This window comes from Microbacterium sp. NPDC090003 (genome assembly GCF_044748385.1).
Classification (GTDB): domain Bacteria; phylum Actinomycetota; class Actinomycetes; order Actinomycetales; family Microbacteriaceae; genus Microbacterium.
The window spans coordinates 113,740-133,406 of the sequence record NZ_JBIVFW010000001.1 but is presented as its reverse complement, the minus strand read 5'-3'; the positions used below and the strand labels follow the sequence as shown (position 1 = coordinate 133,406).

20 protein-coding genes and 2 tRNA genes are annotated in these 19,667 nt (G+C 67.2%); 3 read left to right on the top strand and 19 right to left on the bottom strand.

Annotated features, from left to right (window positions below):
* Positions 1 to 2: 2 nt before the first annotated feature.
* The 7 genes from deoC to ACIPVN_RS00610 all read right to left on the bottom strand — a co-directional run bounded on the left by deoC (position 3) and on the right by ACIPVN_RS00610 (position 5,578).
* Positions 3 to 1,004, bottom strand: coding sequence for a deoxyribose-phosphate aldolase (gene deoC, locus ACIPVN_RS00640; RefSeq protein WP_400438177.1), 1,002 nt, complete (start codon positions 1,002 to 1,004; stop codon positions 3 to 5).
* Positions 1,001 to 1,936, bottom strand: coding sequence for a sugar-binding transcriptional regulator (locus tag ACIPVN_RS00635; RefSeq protein ID WP_400438175.1), 936 nt, complete (start codon positions 1,934 to 1,936; stop codon positions 1,001 to 1,003). Before ACIPVN_RS00635 ends, deoC begins: the two co-directional genes overlap by 4 nt.
* 152 nt (positions 1,937 to 2,088) lie before the next feature.
* Positions 2,089 to 2,730 carry an ATP-dependent Clp protease proteolytic subunit gene (locus tag ACIPVN_RS00630; RefSeq protein ID WP_247622138.1) on the bottom strand — a complete coding sequence of 214 codons (642 nt, stop codon included), beginning with the start codon at positions 2,728 to 2,730 and terminating at the stop codon, positions 2,089 to 2,091.
* A 20-nt stretch (positions 2,731 to 2,750) separates the two neighbouring features.
* A complete protein-coding gene (locus tag ACIPVN_RS00625) occupies positions 2,751 to 3,347 on the bottom strand; it encodes an ATP-dependent Clp protease proteolytic subunit (RefSeq protein WP_247622137.1) in 597 nt (198 codons plus the stop codon).
* A gap of 80 nt (positions 3,348 to 3,427) precedes the next feature.
* The gene (locus ACIPVN_RS00620; protein ID WP_400438172.1) at positions 3,428 to 3,910 is read right to left on the bottom strand and encodes a tetratricopeptide repeat protein; all 483 of its coding nucleotides are present in this window, start codon (positions 3,908 to 3,910) and stop codon (positions 3,428 to 3,430) included.
* Between the two features lie 70 nt (positions 3,911 to 3,980).
* A complete protein-coding gene (tig, locus tag ACIPVN_RS00615; RefSeq protein WP_247622135.1) occupies positions 3,981 to 5,444 on the bottom strand; it encodes a trigger factor in 1,464 nt (487 codons plus the stop codon).
* A gap of 60 nt (positions 5,445 to 5,504) precedes the next feature.
* A tRNA-Pro gene (locus ACIPVN_RS00610) sits at positions 5,505 to 5,578 on the bottom strand.
* A gap of 107 nt (positions 5,579 to 5,685) precedes the next feature.
* Between ACIPVN_RS00610 and ACIPVN_RS00605 the strand changes: the two genes are divergently transcribed.
* Positions 5,686 to 5,759: transfer RNA gene (locus ACIPVN_RS00605), tRNA-Gly, on the top strand.
* Between the two features lie 100 nt (positions 5,760 to 5,859).
* The gene (locus ACIPVN_RS00600) at positions 5,860 to 7,077 is read left to right on the top strand and encodes a hypothetical protein (protein ID WP_400438169.1); all 1,218 of its coding nucleotides are present in this window, start codon (positions 5,860 to 5,862) and stop codon (positions 7,075 to 7,077) included.
* A gap of 76 nt (positions 7,078 to 7,153) precedes the next feature.
* Here the strand turns inward: ACIPVN_RS00600 and ACIPVN_RS00595 are convergent, their stop codons facing one another.
* The 11 genes from ACIPVN_RS00595 to ACIPVN_RS00545 all read right to left on the bottom strand — a co-directional run bounded on the left by ACIPVN_RS00595 (position 7,154) and on the right by ACIPVN_RS00545 (position 19,001).
* Positions 7,154 to 7,507, bottom strand: coding sequence for an RNA polymerase-binding protein RbpA (locus ACIPVN_RS00595; RefSeq protein ID WP_247622133.1), 354 nt, complete (start codon positions 7,505 to 7,507; stop codon positions 7,154 to 7,156).
* Entirely contained in the window at positions 7,507 to 7,755 is a 249-nt protein-coding gene (gene secG / locus ACIPVN_RS00590; RefSeq protein WP_247622132.1) for a preprotein translocase subunit SecG, read from the bottom strand. The genes ACIPVN_RS00595 and secG overlap by 1 nt, the downstream gene beginning before the upstream one ends.
* 81 nt (positions 7,756 to 7,836) lie before the next feature.
* Complete coding sequence (tpiA, locus tag ACIPVN_RS00585; protein WP_400438167.1) at positions 7,837 to 8,628, bottom strand: triose-phosphate isomerase; 792 nt, start codon at positions 8,626 to 8,628, stop codon at positions 7,837 to 7,839.
* Positions 8,619 to 9,833, bottom strand: a complete 1,215-nt coding sequence (locus tag ACIPVN_RS00580) for a phosphoglycerate kinase (RefSeq protein ID WP_400438165.1) — start codon at positions 9,831 to 9,833, stop codon at positions 8,619 to 8,621. The genes tpiA and ACIPVN_RS00580 overlap by 10 nt, the downstream gene beginning before the upstream one ends.
* 10 nt (positions 9,834 to 9,843) lie before the next feature.
* Positions 9,844 to 10,848 (bottom strand): type I glyceraldehyde-3-phosphate dehydrogenase, encoded by a 1,005-nt coding sequence (gene gap, locus ACIPVN_RS00575; RefSeq protein WP_247622129.1) that lies wholly within the window; start codon positions 10,846 to 10,848, stop codon positions 9,844 to 9,846.
* A 103-nt stretch (positions 10,849 to 10,951) separates the two neighbouring features.
* Positions 10,952 to 11,578: a superoxide dismutase gene (locus ACIPVN_RS00570; RefSeq protein WP_400438162.1), complete on the bottom strand. Its 627-nt coding sequence runs from the start codon at positions 11,576 to 11,578 to the stop codon at positions 10,952 to 10,954.
* Positions 11,579 to 11,765: 187 nt separating this feature from the next.
* Entirely contained in the window at positions 11,766 to 12,743 is a 978-nt protein-coding gene (whiA, locus tag ACIPVN_RS00565) for a DNA-binding protein WhiA (protein ID WP_247622127.1), read from the bottom strand.
* 67 nt (positions 12,744 to 12,810) lie between these two features.
* Positions 12,811 to 13,683 (bottom strand): RNase adapter RapZ, encoded by an 873-nt coding sequence (gene rapZ, locus ACIPVN_RS00560; protein ID WP_400438159.1) that lies wholly within the window; start codon positions 13,681 to 13,683, stop codon positions 12,811 to 12,813.
* 33 nt (positions 13,684 to 13,716) lie between these two features.
* Entirely contained in the window at positions 13,717 to 15,618 is a 1,902-nt protein-coding gene (uvrC, locus tag ACIPVN_RS00555; protein WP_400438157.1) for an excinuclease ABC subunit UvrC, read from the bottom strand.
* Entirely contained in the window at positions 15,618 to 18,506 is a 2,889-nt protein-coding gene (uvrA, locus tag ACIPVN_RS00550; RefSeq protein WP_400438155.1) for an excinuclease ABC subunit UvrA, read from the bottom strand. Before uvrA ends, uvrC begins: the two co-directional genes overlap by 1 nt.
* Positions 18,507 to 18,557: 51 nt before the next feature.
* A complete protein-coding gene (locus tag ACIPVN_RS00545) occupies positions 18,558 to 19,001 on the bottom strand; it encodes a MarR family winged helix-turn-helix transcriptional regulator (protein WP_400438153.1) in 444 nt (147 codons plus the stop codon).
* A gap of 45 nt (positions 19,002 to 19,046) precedes the next feature.
* On the opposite strand from ACIPVN_RS00545, the gene ACIPVN_RS00540 reads away from it, so the two are divergent.
* Entirely contained in the window at positions 19,047 to 19,289 is a 243-nt protein-coding gene (locus ACIPVN_RS00540) for a hypothetical protein (RefSeq protein WP_400438151.1), read from the top strand.
* A 43-nt stretch (positions 19,290 to 19,332) separates the two neighbouring features.
* Here ACIPVN_RS00540 and ACIPVN_RS00535 read toward each other — a convergent pair whose 3' ends face one another.
* Entirely contained in the window at positions 19,333 to 19,656 is a 324-nt protein-coding gene (locus ACIPVN_RS00535; RefSeq protein WP_400438149.1) for a TfoX/Sxy family protein, read from the bottom strand.
* Positions 19,657 to 19,667 lie beyond the last annotated feature (11 nt).

Genomic DNA, 19,667 nt, shown 5'->3' with positions numbered 1-19,667 from the left:
AGTCAGTCGATCGTGACGTAGTCGGGGCCGGAGTAGTGGCCGGTGGTGAGCTTCTGACGCTGCAGGAGCACGTCGTTGAGCAGGCTCGAGGCGCCGAAGCGGAACAGGTGCGGCTGGAGCCACTCCTCGCCCACGGTCTCGGCGACGGTGACGAGATACTTGATCGCGTCCTTGGACGAACGGATGCCGCCGGCCGGTTTCACCCCGATCTTCTCGCCGGTCGCGCGGTGCCAGTCGCGCACGGTCTCGAGCATGAGGAGCGTCGTCGGCAGAGTCGCCGCGGGCTGCACCTTTCCGGTCGACGTCTTGATGAAGTCTCCTCCGGCGAGGATGCCGAGCCACGACGCCCGCTTGATGTTGTCGTAGGTGTTCAGCTCACCCGTCTCGAGGATCACCTTGAGCGAGGCGTAACTGCCGTCCTCACGGCGGCAGGCTTCCTTGACGCGAGCGATCTGGTCGAACACGAGCCCGTAGCGCCCGGAGAGGAACGCGCCGCGGTCGATGACCATGTCGATCTCGTCGGCTCCGGCCGCGACGGCCTCGGCCGTGTCGGCGAGCTTGATCTCGAGCGACGAACGGCCGCTAGGGAACGCCGTCGCGACGGCGGCGACCGAGATCAGCCCCTCGTCGGGATCGCCGTGCATCGCACCGAGTGCGGCCACCGCGTCACCGACCATGTCGCCGTACACGCACACGGCGGCGACCTTCGGACTCGTGGGGTCCGACGCATCCGGGTTCTTGGCCTTGGCGACCAGCGACCGCACCTTGCCGGGAGTGTCGGCCCCCTCGAGCGTGGTGAGGTCGATCAGCGTGATGATGGTGTCGAGAGCCCAGGCCTTCGACGTCGTCTTGATCGATCGCGTGCCCAGGCCCGCGGCGCGCTGCTCGAGGCCGACGGCGTCGACGCCGGGGAGGCCGTGCAGGAAGCGGCGGAGCGTCGCGTCGTCGGGATCTCCGCCGAGCACGTCCACCGCCGTTCTGCGGGTAAGTTCATTGGTCGTCATCGTTCCTCCAACAATGCTCGTGCTGTGGTCTCATCTGTCACCAGTACCCCGCACAGTCCGCTGGTGACCACGGTGCGGGCGATGTCATGCTTCGCTGTGCCGGCAGTGACGAAAATCGCCTTCTTCGCACCGCGGAGGCGGTCGAGGCTCACGCCGACCGTGCGGGCATCGAGCTGCGCGTCGACGATGTTGCCCTCGGCGTCGACGTAGCGGCCGAGCACGTCTCCGACGGCGCCACGTCGGGCGAGCTCATCGACATCCTCGGCACTGAGGTAGCCGTTCTCGACATGCGCCGACGAGGCGTCGCACGGACCGGCCGTGAACAGGAAGGCCTGCGCGTCGGCGGCCTCCTCGAGGATGCCGGCGACGGTGCGATCGGATTCGATCGCCTGCTTGGTCTCGACGCGCTCGAGGATCGCCGGGCTGGGCAACAATGACACCTGCCCGTTCGCGCGTTGCGCGATCGTCACGGCGAGCCCTGCGGCACCGCCCGAGCGGCGGTTCAGGCTCACTCCCCCGTTGAGCTGGACGACGGTGACGCCGTTCGCCCACCCGTCGGGAAGGGCCTCGGCCACCGCGCGGAGTGTGCGCCCCCAGCTCACCCCGAGCGTGCGGGGCACGGGACGGAGCGCGGTGAGGAAGTCCGCCGCGGCCTGGGCGACGCGTTCCAGCGTGCCGTCGTCGCCGTCGGGGGCGGGCACCACGACCGCGTCGCTCAATCCGAAGCGCTCGACCAGCTCGCGCTCCAGACCGAGGCGGCGGGCGCGCGGGTGGATGATCTCGATGCGGACGATGCCGCGCTCACGCGCCTGGGTCAGCAGACGGCCGACCTTCCAGCGCGAGATCTTGAGGAGTCCGCCGATCTCGTCTTGCGTCTTGTCCTCGTCGTAGTACAACTCGGCGACCCGGACCATGAGCAGTTCGTCTTCCACGGCATCCTCCTTCCGTCGTCCAGCGTACGACGCTTCCCGCGTTGGTGCACGCTGATGCTCATATGAGCAACGATCGACATCCGTTCGCACATCTGCCGGGCACGACGAAGGGGTGCCGGTCAGATGACCGGCGCCCCTTCGAAGAGAGCGACTCAGGCGCGCTTGCGCGAGGTGAGTACCTGATCGACGATCCCGTACTCGCGAGCCTGCTCGGCCGAGAGGATGTTGTCGCGATCGATGTCGCGGTTGATCTGCTCGACCGGCTTGCCGGTGTGCTTCGCCATGGTCTCTTCGAGCCAGGTGCGCATGCGGAGGATCTCCGCCGCCTGGATCTCGATGTCGGATGCCTGCCCCTGGCCGGCCTCGCCCATGGCGGGCTGGTGGATCAGAACGCGAGCGTTCGGCAGCGCGAGACGCTTGCCCGGCGCGCCGGCGGCGAGCAGCACGGATGCCGCGGAAGCCGCCTGGCCCAGGACGACGGTCTGGATCTGCGGCGCGACGTACTGCATCGTGTCGTAGATCGCCGTCATCGCGGTGAACGAGCCACCGGGCGAGTTGATGTACATCGTGATGTCGCGCTCGGAGTCCTGGCTCTCGAGCACGAGGAGCTGGGCCATCACATCATCGGCGGAGGCGTCGTCGACCTGCACGCCGAGGAAGATCACACGATCCTCGAACAGCTTGTTGTACGGGTCCTGGCGCTTGAAGCCGTAGGCCGTGCGCTCCTCGAACTGCGGGAGCACGTAACGGCTGGAGGGCAGGTTGCCTGCGGATTGGAAAGTGGGCGTGTACATGGTGTCCTTTCGAATCCGGATTACGCGGCGTCGTCGGCCGTGCCGCCGCCACCGGTGACGTCGCTGGCGTGCTCGCGGATGTGGTCGACGAAGCCGTACTCGAGCGCCTCCTCGGCCGTGAACCAGCGGTCGCGGTCGCCATCGGCGTTGATCTGCTCGACGGACTTGCCCGTCTGGCCGGCGGTGATCTCGGCGAGACGCTTCTTCATCGAGAGGATGAGCTGCGCCTGGGTCTGGATGTCGCTCGACGTTCCACCGAAGCCGCCGTGCGGCTGGTGCAGCAGCACACGCGCGTTCGGGGTGATGTAGCGCTTGCCCTTGGTGCCGCTGGTGAGCAGCAGCTGTCCCATCGAAGCGGCCATTCCGATGCCGACGGTGACGATGTCGTTCGGCACGAACTGCATCGTGTCGTAGATCGCCATTCCCGCGGTGATCGAACCACCGGGCGAGTTGATGTAGAGGTAGATGTCCTTTTCCGAGTCCTCTGCGGCGAGAAGAAGGATCTTCGCGCAGATCTCGTTGGCGTTCTGGTCACGCACCTCTGAGCCCAGCCAGATGATGCGATCCTTCAGCAGCCTGTCGAAGACGCTCGTCGCGACAAGGGGTTCTGCAGCCATTTCAGCTCCTGTTTCCGTGTTCGTGCTTCGAATCTACCGGCGACCGCGCGGCCCCCAGGCCGTTGTTCGCCGTCGGCATATCAGCGTGGCGGATCGACCAGTTCTCGGGCGTATCCGGTGACCGAGCGCGTGTACCGCGGCAGGTGCGGTGCGAGCGCCTCCAGCGCGATCGCGGCGCCGCGCACGGGATCGCCGCTCGACACCAGTGCGAGGGCGTAGAAGGCCGACGCCGCGTCGCCGAAAGCGCCGCCGCGCTCCCGCTCGACTCGGAGCATCTCCAGCGCCTCGTCGGTGCGGCCGAGGTTCCGCAGAGTGCTCGCCAGTTGGATCACGGCCTGCGGCCGATGCTCCTCGTCGAGCCCTTCGTCGAGAGCACGACGGTAGAGCCCCTCGGCCTCCACCTCGATACCGGCCGAGTCTCGAGCCCCGGCCCGCTCGAACAGCGCGCGGGCATCGTCGTCGCCCCGCTCCGCCGCGAGGGCGTCGATGCGCACGATGCGCTCCGTATCGGCCAGAGCGTCGTCCGCCCACACGGCGCCGATCCGCGCGTCCCAGTCATCCATCGGATACTCCTTCGCTGATGAGAAAGGGGCGGATGCCGCAGCATCCGCCCCTTTCGTCGTGATCGTGAGATCACTCGGCCTTGTCGGCCGCCTTCTTGGCCGGAGCCTTCTTGGCGGCGGGCTTCTTCGCAGCCGGCTTCTCGTCGGCGTCGGCGTCCGCCGCCTTCTTGGCGGGAGCCTTCTTCGCCGGAGCCTTCTTGGCGGGAGCCTTCTTCTCGGCGGGAGCCTCCTCGGCCTCCGCTGCCTCGGCCTCGTCGTCGGTCACGATGAAATCGGACAGATCGACCGGCTTGCCGTTGGTGTCGACGACCTTGACCTTGCCCAGGGCGACGGCCAGCGCCTTGTTGCGCGCGACCTCTCCGACGAGGGCGGGGAGCTGGTTCGACGACTGCAGAGCCTCGACGAACTCCTGCGGCGCCATGCCGTACTGCGCAGCGGACTGCACGAGGTACTGGCTGAGCTCCTCCTGCGAGACCTGCACGTCGGCCTGCTCGGCGATCGTGTCGAGCAGCACCTGGGTGCGGAACTGCTTCTCGCTCGCCTCGGTGACCTCGGCGCGGTGGACGTCGTCCTCGAGGCGGTTCTCGCCCTCGAGGTGGTTGTGCACCTCGTCCTCGATGAGCTGCGGCGGAACCGGGATCTCGATCTGCTCGAGCAGCGTCTCGACGAGCTTGTCGCGCGCGGCAGAGCCCTGCGTGAAGACGCCCTGCTGCGACACGCGCTCGGCGAGGCTGGCACGCAGCTCGGCGATCGTGTCGAACTCGCTCGCGATCTGCGCGAAGTCGTCGTCGGCTTCGGGGAGCTCGCGCTCCTTGACGGCCTTGACGGTCACGGCGACCTCTGCCTCGGAACCGGCGTGGTCGCCGCCCACGAGGGCCGAACGGAAGGTGGTGTCCTCACCGGCGGTGAGCGATTCGATCGCGTCGTCGATGCCCTCGAGCAGTTCGCCCGAGCCGACCTCGTAGGACACGCCCTCGGCGCGGTCGATCTCGGCGCCATCGATGGTCGCGACCAGGTCGAGCTCGACGAAGTCGCCCTTCGCTGCGGGACGGTCCACGGGGACCAGCGTGCCGAAGCGAGCGCGCATGTTCTCGAGCTCGGCGTCGAGGGCGGCGTCATCCGCCTCGACCGCGTCGACCGTCAGGGTGATGCCCTCGTAGGACGGGAGCTCGATCTCGGGGCGCACGTCGACCTCGACGTCGACGAGCAGGTCGCCGGAGAAATCCTTCTCGCTCGGCCACTGGGTGATGTCGGCCGACGGACGACCGACGATGCGCAGCTTGTGCTCGGCGCTCGCCTCGCGGAAGAACTTGTCGAGGCCCTCGTTGACCGCGTGCTCGATGACGGCACCGCGGCCGACGCGCTGGTCGATGATGGGAGCAGGGACCTTGCCCTTGCGGAAGCCGGGGATCTGGACGTCCTGAGCGATGTGCTCGTAGGCGTGAGCGATGCTCGGCTTGAGGTCGTCCGGGGTGACCGTGATGGTGAGCTTGACCCGGGTCGGGGTCAGCTTCTCGACGGTGCTGTTCGCCATGCTTGTGTGTCTCCTTGTGATTTCCGCGGTGCACCGCGGCCGTGAGCCTTGGGGGCCGTGTCGGGGCGACAGGAGTTGAACCTGCGACCTCCCGCTCCCAAAGCGGGCGCTCTACCAAACTGAGCTACGCCCCGGGGAATCCGCACGCAGATTCAGCCCCACCGAGTCTAACGGACAGGAGCATGCCTCAGAGTCCGGTATAGTCGATGAGTCGGCAACCGAGCTTCCGGGCTCGTTTTCCGGGGCTGTAGCTTAGTGGTAAAGCCTTAGTCTTCCAAACTAATGATGCGGGTTCGATTCCCGTCAGCCCCTCCACATCACGAAGGCCCTCGTCACGAGACGAGGGCCTTCGTCGTCCGAGGCATCTCCTAGACTCGAGGGCATATCCACGTGGTGCCACGACGAGGGGGATGCGGTGAGCGACGGGAATCGACCGCCGAACGGGCTCGTCCCCCTGAGCGGCCACCACCATCTGCCGCCCCGGTTCTCCGGCGGAACGAGGGCGGTCGTCCCCCGCCGTCGCTCCGCGCCGAAGGGCCTCGTCTTCGGGCTCCTCGGAGCGGTGCTCGTGGTCGGAGCGTTCACGGCCGTGCACATCGGCGCCAACCTCCGGTTCGATGATGCGGCCGATGCCTACCAGGAGATTCGCACCGACACGGTCTCCGCCCGCACGGCGCTCGACACGGGTGTCGAGACGCTCACCGCGACCACCAGCTCCGCCGATCACCTGCTCGCCGCCGACACCGGACTGCTGATGGACGGCATCCCGCTCGACGATCTCACCACGGCGGTCGCCGACGCGAAGGAGGCGGCCGCGAGCGCACAGGAGTTGACGGCCCAGGATCCGCCGCGACCCGGTGAGAAGCCGGGCTGGTTCTGGGAACTGTTCGGCGCCGCCGATCGTCTCGATACGCAGGCCGACGACGCCGACGCGCTCCGAGCTGACCTCGACACGCAGCTCCCCGTGGTCGAGCAGGCCGACGCCGTGGTGATCGACGCCGCCAGCACGATCGTGACCGGTGCCGCCGCCGCGGTTCCCGCATTCGAGACAGCGCACCTCTCGGCCAAGAACCTCGACATCATCGCCATGCGCACGGCCGCGGAAGACGTCGCTCCCCTCACGGTGCTCGACGAGGACGCCGTGGCTCGCTTCACCGCCCTCCAGGCATCCGCCGCCCAGGTCGTCGTCTCTCAGGATGCGGAGATGGCGGAGAAGGCCGGCCCGCTGCTCGGCGCCCGGCTGGAGATCGAGGCGTTCGCCCGTTCGCTCGCCCCGGGCGTCCTGCTCGAGTTCGACTGGGCCCCGATCGTCAACGGGGCGGGCGACAACGGAAGCATGGGCGGCTACACGACCTGGTGGTGGGACGAGCCCGACCGATCCGTGATCCTGCTGTCGAACTCCGTCGCCGAGCAGTGGCCCGCCGACCGGAGCAAGGCGCTCGTCGCCCATGAGGTCGGCCACGCGATCAGCGTGAAGTGCGAAGACATGTACGACTCCTCCACCCAGGACAGCATCGAGAAGTGGGCGACCGCGTGGGCGATCAGTATGGGCTTCTCCGATGATGCGAACGGCGTCTGGGCCTACGGCTACCCGCCGGAGAGCTACATCGCCGCGGCCGCCGGTTGCCGCTGACGCTCCGGTCCGGGCCGGGACACGACGAAGCCCCCGCGATTCGATCGCGAGGGCTTCGTGATGTCTGTCTGCGGGACTACTGCCCGCGACGCTCGCGCAACTGGGTGAGCGCATCGTCGAGGAGCTGGACGGCCTCCTCATCGGTGCGCCGCTCCTTCACGTAGGCGAGGTGCGTCTTGTACGGCTCGGTCTTCGCCAGCGCAGGCGGGTTCTCCCGATCGCGACCGGCCGGAAGACCGGACTGCGGGTGATCGATCGTGTCGGGGATCTCCTCTTCAGGCAGGCCGGCCGCGAAGTAGCGGACCGTCTCGTTGCCGAGACCGTCCCAGTACGAGACCGCGATGCGGTCGGCGTGGTAACCGTGGTCCTGCTCCCCCATGGGGCCGGAGCCGACACGGGTACCGCGGATGGCGTTGCCACCGGTAGCCATCAGATCACCTCGAACTTCGTGATGAGTCCCAGCGCGACGATCGCCACGAACCAGGCCAGTGCCAGAACGACGGTGAAGCGGTTCAGGTTGCGCTCGGCGAGACCGGACGAACCGACCGCCGACGACATTCCTCCACCGAACATGTCGGAGAGGCCGCCACCGCGACCCTTGTGAAGAAGGATGAGAAGGGTCAGCAGAACGCTGGTGATGCCCAGCACGACCTGCAGGACGAACTCGAGAATTGCCACGAGGAAGAGCCTTTCGCTGGGGCAGGAGTGCCCCCGTAACGGTCAAGTATACGGTGCAGCGGGGCCGAAGCCCCGCTGCACTCACACGCCGACGTGCTTCTCGAAGCGGATGATCGCAGCGAACTCGTCCACGACGAGGCTCGCGCCGCCCACCAGTGCACCATCGACGTCGGGCTCGCGCATGAAGCTCGCGATGTTCGCGGACTTCACCGAACCGCCGTAGAGGATGCGGGTGCGGGCGGCCGCATCCTCGCCGAGGACCTTCGCGACGACACCGCGCAGCGCGGCACAGACATCCTGCGCCTGCTGCGGTGTCGCCGCCTGTCCCGAACCGATGGCCCAGACGGGCTCGTATGCCACGACGATGTCGGCGGATGCCGGCACGTTCTGCAACGCGACCTCGAGCTGACCGGCCGGGACCGCGCTGGCCCCGAACTTCTCGAGATCCTCCGCGGTTTCGCCGACGCAGATCACCGGCACGAGACCGTGCTTGATCGTCGCCTGCACCTTGGCGGCGACGACCTCGTCGGACTCGGCGTGGTATTCGCGACGCTCCGAGTGCCCGAGGATGACGTACTTCGCATCCAGCTTGGCGAGGAACGCACCGGAGATCTCCCCGGTGTACGCACCCGAGTCGTGCGCCGAGACGTCCTGCGCACCCAGGGCGAACGGGATCTTGTCGGCGTCGATCAGCGTCTGCACGCTGCGGATGTCGGTGAAGGGCGGGAACACCGCGACCTCCACGGAGCCGTCCTCGTGCTTGGCATCCTTCAGCGTCCAGTGCAGCTTCTGCACGAACGCGACCGCCTGCAGGTGGTCGAGGTTCATCTTCCAGTTTCCCGCGATCAGCGGGGTACGGGCGTTCAGGCCCATCCGAGCACCTCCAGGCCGGGTAGTTTCTTTCCCTCGAGGAACTCGAGGCTGGCGCCGCCGCCGGTCGAGATGTGGCCGAAGCGGTCATCGGCGAATCCCAGCTGACGAACGGCGGCGGCGGAGTCTCCTCCGCCGACCACGCTGAGTCCGTCGACCTCGGTCAACGCCTGCGCGACGGTCTTCGTGCCGTTCGCGAAGGCGGGGAACTCGAACACGCCCATCGGACCGTTCCAGAACACCGTCTTCGATCCCCGGATGACCTCGGCGAATCGCGCAGCCGTCTCGGGGCCGATGTCGAGACCGATACCCGACGAGCCGAACGCCGTCGACTCGATCGCATCGGCCGCGGTGACCTCGTGCGCCGCATCGGCGGAGAACGAGGCGGCGACGACCACGTCGGTCGGCAGCACGAGTTCCACCCCGCGCTTCTCGGCCTCGGCGATGTACCCCCGCACGGTGTCGAGCTGATCCTCTTCCAGGAGGCTCGAAGCCACGTCGTGCCCCTGAGCCTTCAGGAAGGTGAACAGCATGCCGCCGCCGACGAGGATCCGATCGACGCGCGGCAGCAGGTGGGAGATGACGCCCAGCTTGTCGCTGACCTTCGAGCCGCCGAGCACGACCGCGTACGGGCGCTCGGGGTTCTCGGTGAGGCGATCGAGGACGTCGAGCTCGGCCGCGATCAGCAGACCGGCTGCCGAGGGCAGGATCTCGGCGAGGTCGTAGACGCTCGCCTGCTTGCGGTGCACAACACCGAAGCCGTCTGAGACGAGGACGTCGCCCAGCTCCGCCAGCTCGGCCGCGAATGCCGCACGGGTCGCGTCGTCCTTCGAGGTCTCCCCCGGGTTGAAGCGCAGGTTCTCGATCACGACGACGTCGCCGTTCCCGAGCGACTCCACGGCATCCTTCGCCGACTCGCCGACCGTGTCGCGCGCGAACGCGACGGGCTTGCCGAGCAGCTCGGACAGGCGCTGGGCGACCGGCTCGAGGCTGTACTGGGGGTCGGGCGCGCCGTCGGGGCGTCCGAGGTGCGAGCACACGACGACGCGGGCGCCCGCGTTGATGAGTGCGTTGAGGGTCGGCAACGAGGCGCGTACACGACCATCGTCCGTTATGACCCCGTCCCGCAGGGGGACGTTCAGGTCACAACGGACGATGACACGCTTGCCCTCGAGCGAACCCAGTGAGTCCAGGGTGCGCAGAGTCATGAGGGGGTGCTCAGAGACGCTCTGCCACGTACTCGGTCAGGTCGACGAGACGGTTGGAGTAGCCCCACTCGTTGTCGTACCAGCTGGAGAGCTTGACCTGGTTGCCGATGACGCGGAGCAGACCGGCGTCGAAGATCGACGAGTGCGGGTCGGTGACGATGTCGCTCGAGACGATCTCGTCCTCGGTGTACTTGAGGATGCCCTTGAGGGGGCCCTCGGCGGCAGCCTTGTACGCGGCCTTGATCTCATCGACCGTGACCGGGGTCTTGGTCGTGATCGTGAGGTCGGTGATCGAGCCGGTGGGCACCGGCACGCGCAGCGCGAAGCCGTCGAGCTTGCCCTTGAGCTCCGGGAGGACCAGGCCGATGGCCTTCGCCGCACCCGTGGAGGTCGGGACGATGTTGATCGCTGCGGCCCGAGCACGACGCAGGTCGCTGTGCGGGCCGTCCTGCAGGTTCTGGTCGGCCGTGTAGGCGTGGACCGTCGTCATCAGGCCGGTCTCGATGCCGAACGCATCGTTGAACACCTTGGCGAGCGGCGCGAGGCAGTTCGTGGTGCAGGAGGCGTTCGAGATGATGTGGTCGGTCGCCGGGTTGTAGGTGTCCTCGTTCACGCCCATCACGATGGTCGCGTCGTCACCCGTGGCGGGAGCCGAGATGAGAACCTTCTTGGCACCGGCGTCGATGTGCTTCTTGGCCAGCTCCGCCTTCGTGAAGAAGCCGGTCGACTCGATGACGATGTCGACACCCAGCTCGCCCCACGGGAGGTTGGCGGGGTCGCGCTCGGCGAATGCCTTGATGACGTTGCCGTTGACGGTGATGCTGTTCTCGTCGTAGCTCACCTCGGCGTCGAGGCGACCGGTGATCGAGTCGTACTTCAGCAGGTGCGCCAGGGTCTTGTTGTCGGTGAGGTCGTTGACCGCGACGATTTCGATGTCTGCTCCCTGCGCGAGAGCCGCGCGGAAGTAGTTGCGTCCGATACGGCCGAAGCCGTTGATACCGATCTTGACAGACACTCAGGTCTCCTGATTTCTCGTGCGCTTGCGCGCGGTTTCTACTAGAGAAGCGTGGACAACGGCGTCCCGACGGGCGAATCGTCCGTCGGGACGCCCGTCTTGTTTACGACAGTACCAGCAGGCCAGCGGTCTTCTCGCGGGCCACCTCGAAGCGCTGGGCGACGTTCTCCCAGTTGGCGATGTTCCACGCAGCCTTGACGTAGTCGGCCTTCACGTTGAGGTAGTCGAGGTAGAAGGCGTGCTCCCACATGTCGAGCTGGAACAGCGGCACAGTGCCCTGCGCGGTGTTCGCCTGCTGGTCGAACATCTGCTGGATGATCAGGCGGGCGCCGATCGGGTCCCAGCTCAGCACGGCCCATCCGGAACCCTGGATTCCGGTGGCCGCCGCCGTGAAGTGCGCCTGGAACTTCTCGAAGGAACCGAAGTACTCGTCGATGGCCGCCTTCAGCTCGCCCTCGGGCTGGCCGCCGCCGTTCGGCGAGAGGTTGGTCCAGAAGATCGAGTGGTTGACGTGTCCACCGAGGTTGAACGCGAGGTCCTTCTCGAGCTTGTTGACGTTCGCGAGATTTCCGCTGTCGCGGGCCTCCGCGAGCTGCTCGAGAGCGGTGTTCGCACCGGTCACATACGCCTGGTGGTGCTTGTCATGGTGCAGCTCCATGATCTTTCCGCTGATGTGCGGCTCGAGAGCTGCGAAGTCGTAGGGGAGGTCGGGGAGCGTGTAGGTCGCCATATCGCTTTCATCCAATCCGCGCCGCGCCGCGGCGCTTGCCGATCCTCCGCGCCGCCGAGATGCGGCGAGGAGCGGACGTAACTCATCCTACTGACGCCAACGCCCCACGGCACCGGATCCTTCCGTTGAATGACGAAGAGAGCCGACCCTTGACAGGGCCGGCTCTCCTCTGCGCGAAGGGTGGCGATCAGACGTCCAGCCCCGCGGGCACCGCCGCCTCGGTCCCGGGGATGCCGTCGTGCTGCGCTTTCTTGTCGGCCATCGCCAGGAGACGACGGATGCGACCGGCGACGGCATCCTTCGTGAGCGGCGGATCGGCGTGGTGTCCGAGTTCGTCGAGACTCGCGTCGCGGTGCGCGAGACGCAGCTCCCCCGCCACGCGCAGGTGGTCGGGAACCTCGTCGGCGAGGATCTGGAGCGCGCGCTCGACGCGTGCGCAGGCGGCGACAGCTGCCTGCGCCGAACGACGCAGGTTCGCGTCGTCGAAGTTGACGAGTCGGTTGACGCCGGCGCGCACCTCGCGGCGCTGGCGCAGTTCCTCCCAGGCCACGGCGGTGCGGTGGGCACCCATCTCGCTGAGGATGGCGCGGATCGCCTCGCCCTCGCGCACGACCACGCGCGGCATGCCGCGGACTTCACGCGCCTTCGCGGCGACCCCCAGGCGGTGTGCGGCACCGACGAGCGCCATCGCGGCCTCCGACGACGGGCAGACGACTTCGAGCATGGCGGAGCGACCGGGTTCGCTGAGCGAGCCGGCGGCGAGGAACGCACCGCGCCAGAGACCGGCGAGCTCGGAGCGCGAACCGGTGGTCAGCCGGTTCGGGAGTCCGCGTACCGGACGACGACGCTGATCCAGGAGACCGGTCTGTCGGGCGAGGGTCTCCCCCGAGTCGATGACGCGCACGGCCCATCGCGCACCTTCATTGGCGGTGCTGGACTGCACCTGGGCGATCTCGGGACGAACACCGTAGATCTCGGCGAGATCCCGGGCCACGCGACGCGCGAGGGTCTCGGCATCCACTTCCGCTTCGACGGCCACCCGGCCGGCGATCGAGTGCAAGCCACCGGCGAACCGCAGGATGGCGGTCACCTCCGCGACTCGCACCGTCGGGGGTGCATTTCGGATGCTGACCAGCTCGGCCTTGACGTCGGTGGTGAGTGCCACGGGACTCCTTCTACGTTCACGCGCCGGGTCGCGACGCAAACGTCCAGCTTACCGGCTGGGCGCTCCCCTACTCGCGCCCGAGGTCGCGATGACGGACGTTGACGGCCACTCCGGGGATCGCTGCGAGACGCCGAGCGAGCTCCTCCGACATGGCGACGGAGCGGTGCTTGCCTCCGGTGCAGCCGATCGCGACGGTGGAGTGGCTCTTGTTCTCGCGCTGATACCCCTCGAGCACCGGAGTGAGGGCCGCGGCGTAGGCCTCGAGGAACTCGCCCGCCCCCTCACGGGACAACACGTACTCGCGCACGGGTTCGTCCTGCCCGGTGAGACCGCGCAACTCCTCGTTCCAGAACGGGTTCGGCAGGAATCGCATGTCGGCCACGAGATCGACATCGGTCGGCAGACCGTACTTGAACCCGAAGCTGAGCAGCGTCACGCGATGGCGCGCCTGCCCCTCTTCGGAGAACAACTCGGAGACCTGTGTCGCCAGCTGGTGGATGTTCAGCGTCGAGGTATCGATCACCATGTCGGCGGACTCGTGGATCGGCGCAAGTCGGGCGCGTTCGCGCCGGATGCCGTCGAGGAGCGTGCCGTCGTCCTGGAGCGGGTGCGGTCGGCGGACGGCTTCGAATCGCCGGACGAGCACGTCGTCGGACGCTTCGAGGAAAAGCACCCGTACGGAGCCGCGCGAGCGGAGCAGACGCGCGACCTCCGGGAAGTCGTCGAAGAGGCTGCGTCCGCGTACGTCCACGACGGCTGCGACCTTGGGCAGGGCATCCCCACCCATGTCGGTGAGGTCGATCAGCGGTCGGAGGATCTGCGGCGGGAGGTTGTCGACCACATACCAGCCGAGGTCTTCGAGGGCGTTCGCCACCGTCGTCCGGCCTGCGCCGGACATACCTGTGACGATGAGGAACTCGCCCTTCTCGGACTCGGTCATCTCTCGCTCATCCCTTTCGCCTGGGACACCAGCCTATCGAGTGGCGAGGTGCGTGTGGATGTTCTGCGCCAGCACGGGCCCGATGCCCTGCACCTCTTCGATCTGCCCCGGCTCGGCCGCCCGCAGGGCCGTCACGGATCCGAAGTGCTTGAGCAGCACTTTGATGCGAGCTGCGCCGAGGCCGGGGACCTCGGCGAGCACGGTGGTGATGTCGTTGCGGCGCTTCTTGCGCTGATGGACGATCGCGAAGCGATGCGCCTCGTCGCGCAGGCGCTGGAGCAGGTAGAGCGCTTCGCTCGTGCGTGGGAGGATCACCGGGAAATCCTCGCCGGGAAGCCAGACCTCCTCGAGACGCTTCGCGATGCCGCACACGCTGATCTCAGGGTGCCCCGCGTCACGCAGGGCACGCGCGGCCGCTTCGACCTGAGGCTTGCCGCCGTCGACGAGGAGTAGCTGGGGTCGATACGCGAAGCGCGGCTTCTTGCGGCCGGTCTCGCCCTCGACCTCTCCCTCGACCCCGTCGAGCAGCGGGTCGCTGACGACGACCGGTTCCGGGCGGTCCAGATACGCGAGCCGACGGCGCAGGACCTGGTACATCGAATCGGTGTCGTCGGTGGTCTCGGCGATACCGAAGGAGCGGTACTGGTCCTTGCGCGGGAGGCCGTCTTCGAAGACCACCATCGAGGCGACCACGTTCGTGCCGCCGAGATGTGAAATGTCGAAGCACTCGATGCGCAACGGAGCCTCGTCCATTCCGAGCGCTTCCTGCAGGTCGGTGAGCGCCTGCGTTCGGGCCACGTAGTCGCTGGTGCGCCGCGTCTTGTAACGGATGAGGGCCTGCTGCGCGTTCAGGGTGGCGGTGCGCATGAGATCCGCGCGCTGGCCACGCTGAGCGACGGCGATCTCGACCTTCTTGCCGCGACGCTCGCGGAGCCATTCCTCCATCTCGGGAGCGTCGTCCGGCAGCGAGGGCACCAGAATCCGGCGCGGCACGTCGGCGGCATCGCCGTACGCACGCTGGAGCACCTGATCCACCAACTCGGCCCCCGAGATGTCGATCTCCTTCTCGATCGTCATCGCCCGGACACCGCGCACACGACCTCCTCGGATGACGAAGTGCTGAACCGCCGCGGCGAGCTCGTCCTCGGCGATGCCGAAGAGGTCGGCGTCCTCGTCGGACGCCAGCACGAGGGCGCTCTTCCCGAGCACGGCCTCGATCGCGGAAAGCTTGTCGCGATACTTGGCCGCCGCCTCGTAGTCCATGGCCGCGGATGCATCGAGCATCCGCTTGCGGAGGTCACGAGTGAATCGCTCGTCACCTCCGGCCATGAACGCCACGAAGTCGTTCACCATCGCGCGGTGCTCCTCGATGGTCACCGTCATCGAGCACGGCCCGCCGCACTTGCCGATCTGTCCGGGGAAACAGGGGCGTCCCGTCTGCATGGCTCGTTTGTAACTCGCGTCGCTGCAGGTGCGGATCGGGAACGCTTTGATCATCAGGTCGATGGTCTCGTGCACCGCCCAGACCTTGGGATACGGGCCGAAGTACCTCGCACCCGGAATCCTGCGGTTGCGGGTGACCAGCACACGAGGCGCCTCGTCGCCGAGCGTCACCGCCATGAACGGGTAGGACTTGTCGTCCTTGTACCTGACGTTGAAGGGCGGATCGAACTCCTTGATCCACATGTACTCGAGTTGCAGTGAGTCGACGTCGGTCGAGACGACGGTCCATTCGACAGAGGAAGCGGTCGTGACCATGCGCCGCGTGCGCTCGTGGAGCGTGCGCAACGGGGCGAAGTAGTTCGACAGCCGCTGGCGGAGGTTCTTCGCCTTCCCGACGTAGAGCACCCGCCCATCGGCGTCACGGAAACGGTACACACCGGGATCGGTCGGGATCTCTCCCGGCCGCGGCTTGTACGGAAGCACGTCGGCCATCAGCTGGCCTTGCGCGCGGCGCGCCCTTCCCCGAGGATCTCGGCGAGGAACTGCCCCGTGTGGCTCTCCTCGACCCGGGCGATCTGCTCCGGGGTGCCCGTCGCGAGGATCTCACCACCGCCGGAACCGCCCTCGGGACCGAGGTCGATGACCCAGTCGGCGGACTTGATGACGTCGAGGTTGTGCTCGATGACGATCACGGTGTTGCCCTTGTCGACGAGTCCGTTCAGTACTTCGAGGAGCTTGCGCACGTCTTCGAAGTGCAGACCGGTGGTCGGCTCGTCGAGCACATAGATGCTTCGACCGTTGCTGCGGCGCTGGAGCTCGGTGGCGAGTTTCACGCGCTGCGCCTCGCCGCCCGAGAGCGTCGTCGCGGACTGACCGAGGCGCACGTACCCGAGCCCGACGTCGACCAAGGTCTTCATGTAGCGGTGAATCGCCTGGATGGGTTCGAAGAACTCGGCGGCCTCTTCGATCGGCATCTCGAGGACCTCGGCGATGTTCTTCCCCTTGTAATGCACCGCGAGGGTGTCGCGGTTGTACCGCTTACCGTGGCAGACCTCGCAGTCGACGTAGACGTCGGGGAGGAAGTTCATCTCGATCTTGATCGTGCCGTCGCCCGAGCACGCCTCGCAGCGACCGCCCTTGACATTGAAGCTGAAGCGACCCGGCTGATAGCCGCGCACCTTGGCCTCGGGGGTCTCGCTGAAGAGTGAACGGATACGGTCGAAGACACCGGTGTAGGTCGCGGGGTTCGAGCGCGGCGTGCGGCCGATCGGCGCCTGGTCGACGTGCACCACCTTGTCGAGATTGTCGAGACCGGTCACGCGGGTGTGCTTGCCGGGGACGGTGCGGGCACCGTTCAGACGGGACGCGAGCACCTGGTAGAGGATGTCGTTGACGAGGGACGACTTGCCCGAGCCGCTGACGCCGGTGACGGCCGTGAGCACGCCGAGCGGGAAGCCTGCATCCACGTTCTTGAGGTTGTTCTCGCGGGCGCCGATCACGTTGAGCATGCGCTTGCGGTCGAGCTTGCGGCGCTTGGTCGGTGTCGGGATCTCACGACGGCCGGAGAGGTACTCCCCCGTCATCGACGTTCGGTCGTCGAGCAGAGACTCATAGGGGCCCGAGTGCACGACCTCGCCGCCGTTGACTCCGGCGCCGGGGCCGATGTCGACCACCCAGTCGGCCGCCTCGATCGTCTCTTCATCGTGCTCCACCACGATGAGCGTGTTGCCCAGGTCGCGCAGCTTCAGCAGCGTGTTGATCAGACGTCGGTTGTCGCGCTGGTGGAGACCGATGGACGGCTCGTCGAGGACGTAGAGCACACCGGTCAGGCCTGATCCGATCTGCGTCGCGAGTCGGATGCGCTGCGCCTCACCGCCGGAGAGAGAGCCGGCGGATCTGCTCAGGTTGAGGTACGAGAGGCCCACCTGCAGCAGGAAGTCGAGACGCAGACGGATCTCGCGCAGGACCTGAGCGGCGATCTTCGCCTCTCGCTCTGTCAGGGTCAGCGTCTGCATGAAGGCCTGCGCATCGCTCAGGCTGAGATGCGAGACCTCTGCGATGGAGTGTCCCTGCACCTGAACCGCGAGAACCTCGGGCTTCAGACGATCGCCGTCGCAGACGGGGCACGGCACCTCGCGGAGGTACTCGCCCCAGCGACCGCGCTGCGTGTCGGACTCGGCCTGCAGATACTGCCGCTCGATGTAAGGGACTACTCCCTCGAATCCGGAGGCGTACCGCATCTCCCGCCCGTACCGGTTCTTCCACTTGACGGTGACCTTGTAGTTCTCGCCGCGCAGCACGGCGTCCTGGATGTCGGAGTGGAGCTCACGCCAGGGCGTGTCGAGCGAGAAGTCGAGATCGCGGGACAGGCCCTCGAGCAGGCGCTCGTAGTACTGGAAGAGACCCTTACCCTGTGTCGTCCAGGGGATGATGACTCCCTCGCGGATCGAGAGGTCCTCGTCGCCGAGCATCAGGTCGACATCGACGGACATGCGCGTGCCCAGACCGGAGCATGCGGGGCATGCCCCGAACGGTGCGTTGAACGAGAAGGTGCGGGGCTCGATCTCGGTCAGGCTGAGCGGGTGCCCGTTCGGGCAGGCGAGTTTCTCGGAGAAGGACTGCCACGCGTCGTCGCCCTCTTCGTCGACGAAGTTGACCTGGACGACGCCTCCGGCGAGACCCAGAGCCGTCTCGACGGAATCCGTCACGCGTCCGAGGATGTCGTCCGACGCGACCAGGCGGTCGACGACCACGGCGATGTCGTGCTTGTAGCTCTTCTTGAGGGTGGGCGGCTCGGCCAGCTGGATGAGATCGCCGTCGACGATCGCACGGGAGTATCCCTTGGCTCCGAGCTCGCGGAAGAGGTCGACGAATTCGCCCTTCTTCTGCGACACGATCGGAGCGACGATCTGGTAACGCGTGCGCTCGGGCAGCTCCATCAGTTGGTCGGCGATCTGCTGCACGGTCTGCCGTTGGATCTTCTCGCCGCACTCGGGGCAGTGAGGAATGCCGATGCGCGCCCAGAGCAGTCGCATGTAGTCGTAGATCTCGGTGATCGTGCCGACCGTCGAGCGCGGATTCCGGTTGGTCGACTTCTGGTCGATCGACACCGCCGGGCTCAGCCCCTCGATGAAATCGACGTCGGGCCTGTCGACCTGGCCGAGGAACTGACGTGCGTAGGCGCTCAGCGACTCGACGTAACGACGCTGCCCCTCCGCGAAGATCGTGTCGAACGCGAGACTTGACTTCCCGGAGCCCGACAGGCCGGTGAACACGACGAGCGAGTCGCGGGGAATGTCGATGTCGACGTTCTTGAGATTGTGCACGCGGGAACCGCGAACACTGAGTTTTCCGGGAGTGGCGACGGGGACGATAGGCACCGGACAAGTCTACGAGGGGCCACCGACATTGGCTCCGCAGGGCCTGGATGCTCAGGCGCCTCCGAGGCGCCGCCCCGCGAACGGCCCCAGCCCGTCACGGAGCGCCGACACTTCGTGCACGTCCATCCCGACTGCGCCCATCACCTGCGCCGGCACCTCCAGCGCCCGCTCGCGCAGAGCGCGTCCCGCATCGGTGAGGGTGATATCGAGACGTCGTTCATCCTCCGCACTGCGCTCCCGCGCGACGAGCCCGTCGGCCTCCAGCCGCTTGACCAGCGGCGATGCCGTCGCCGGCTCCATCGCGAGATCGGCGGCGAGATCGTTCAGGGTGCGAGGCGATCGCTCCCAGAGCGCCAGCATCACCAGGTACTGCGGGTGGGTCAGCCCCAGCGGCTCGAGGATGGGTCGATAGATCGCGACGACGTTGCGCGCCGCGGTCACCAGCGCGAAGCAGAGCTGGTTGTCGAGCCGGAGGAGTTCGTCGGATGCGTTCACCCGGCCAACTATACAACTGCCCTAATCATTAGTACACTAATCAACATGGCACATGATCCGGATCGGACCCCCCTGCGCACGCGCATTCGCGAGGCGGGAGGGCTGTACGCCTGGGTGAACACCAACCTCATCCGCTTCGCCGGTCCGGCGTCCGTCGGCCCGTACGAGAAGACTCCCCCGCCGAGCGCTGCGGAGCGCGCCGAGCGCGCGTGTCCACTGTGCGGAGCGCCGATGACGGCACACGAGATCGACCGATCCGGGCCAAAGCCCCTCATCCACTGCCCCTGAGCCCGAAAACGCGCCTGCCACCAGCGCGCGACGGTCGACCCGCTCAGTCGCCTCCGGCGCGCGCGGCATCGATCCAGAACAGCAGTGCGTCATCGTCGGCGATCGCGAGTGGGGCGACGTCGATCCATCGCGAACTCATGGTCCGCGCGCCCATCACGGCGCGCGCTGCTCCGTCGCGCAGGAGCAGCACTGCCTCGTCTTCGGCTGCGACCTTGACGAGTAGCACTCCTCCCGGCCGGGCACCCGCGAGGATCCGGCCATCGAGCAAAAATGCTCGGGTTCCGAGCATCCTCCGCTCCTCGATGCCGGATGCGGGCGCGACGATCGCGCGAATCCGGTCGGCGAGCTCTTCGCCCGCAGCATCCATCGGCGCCGCCC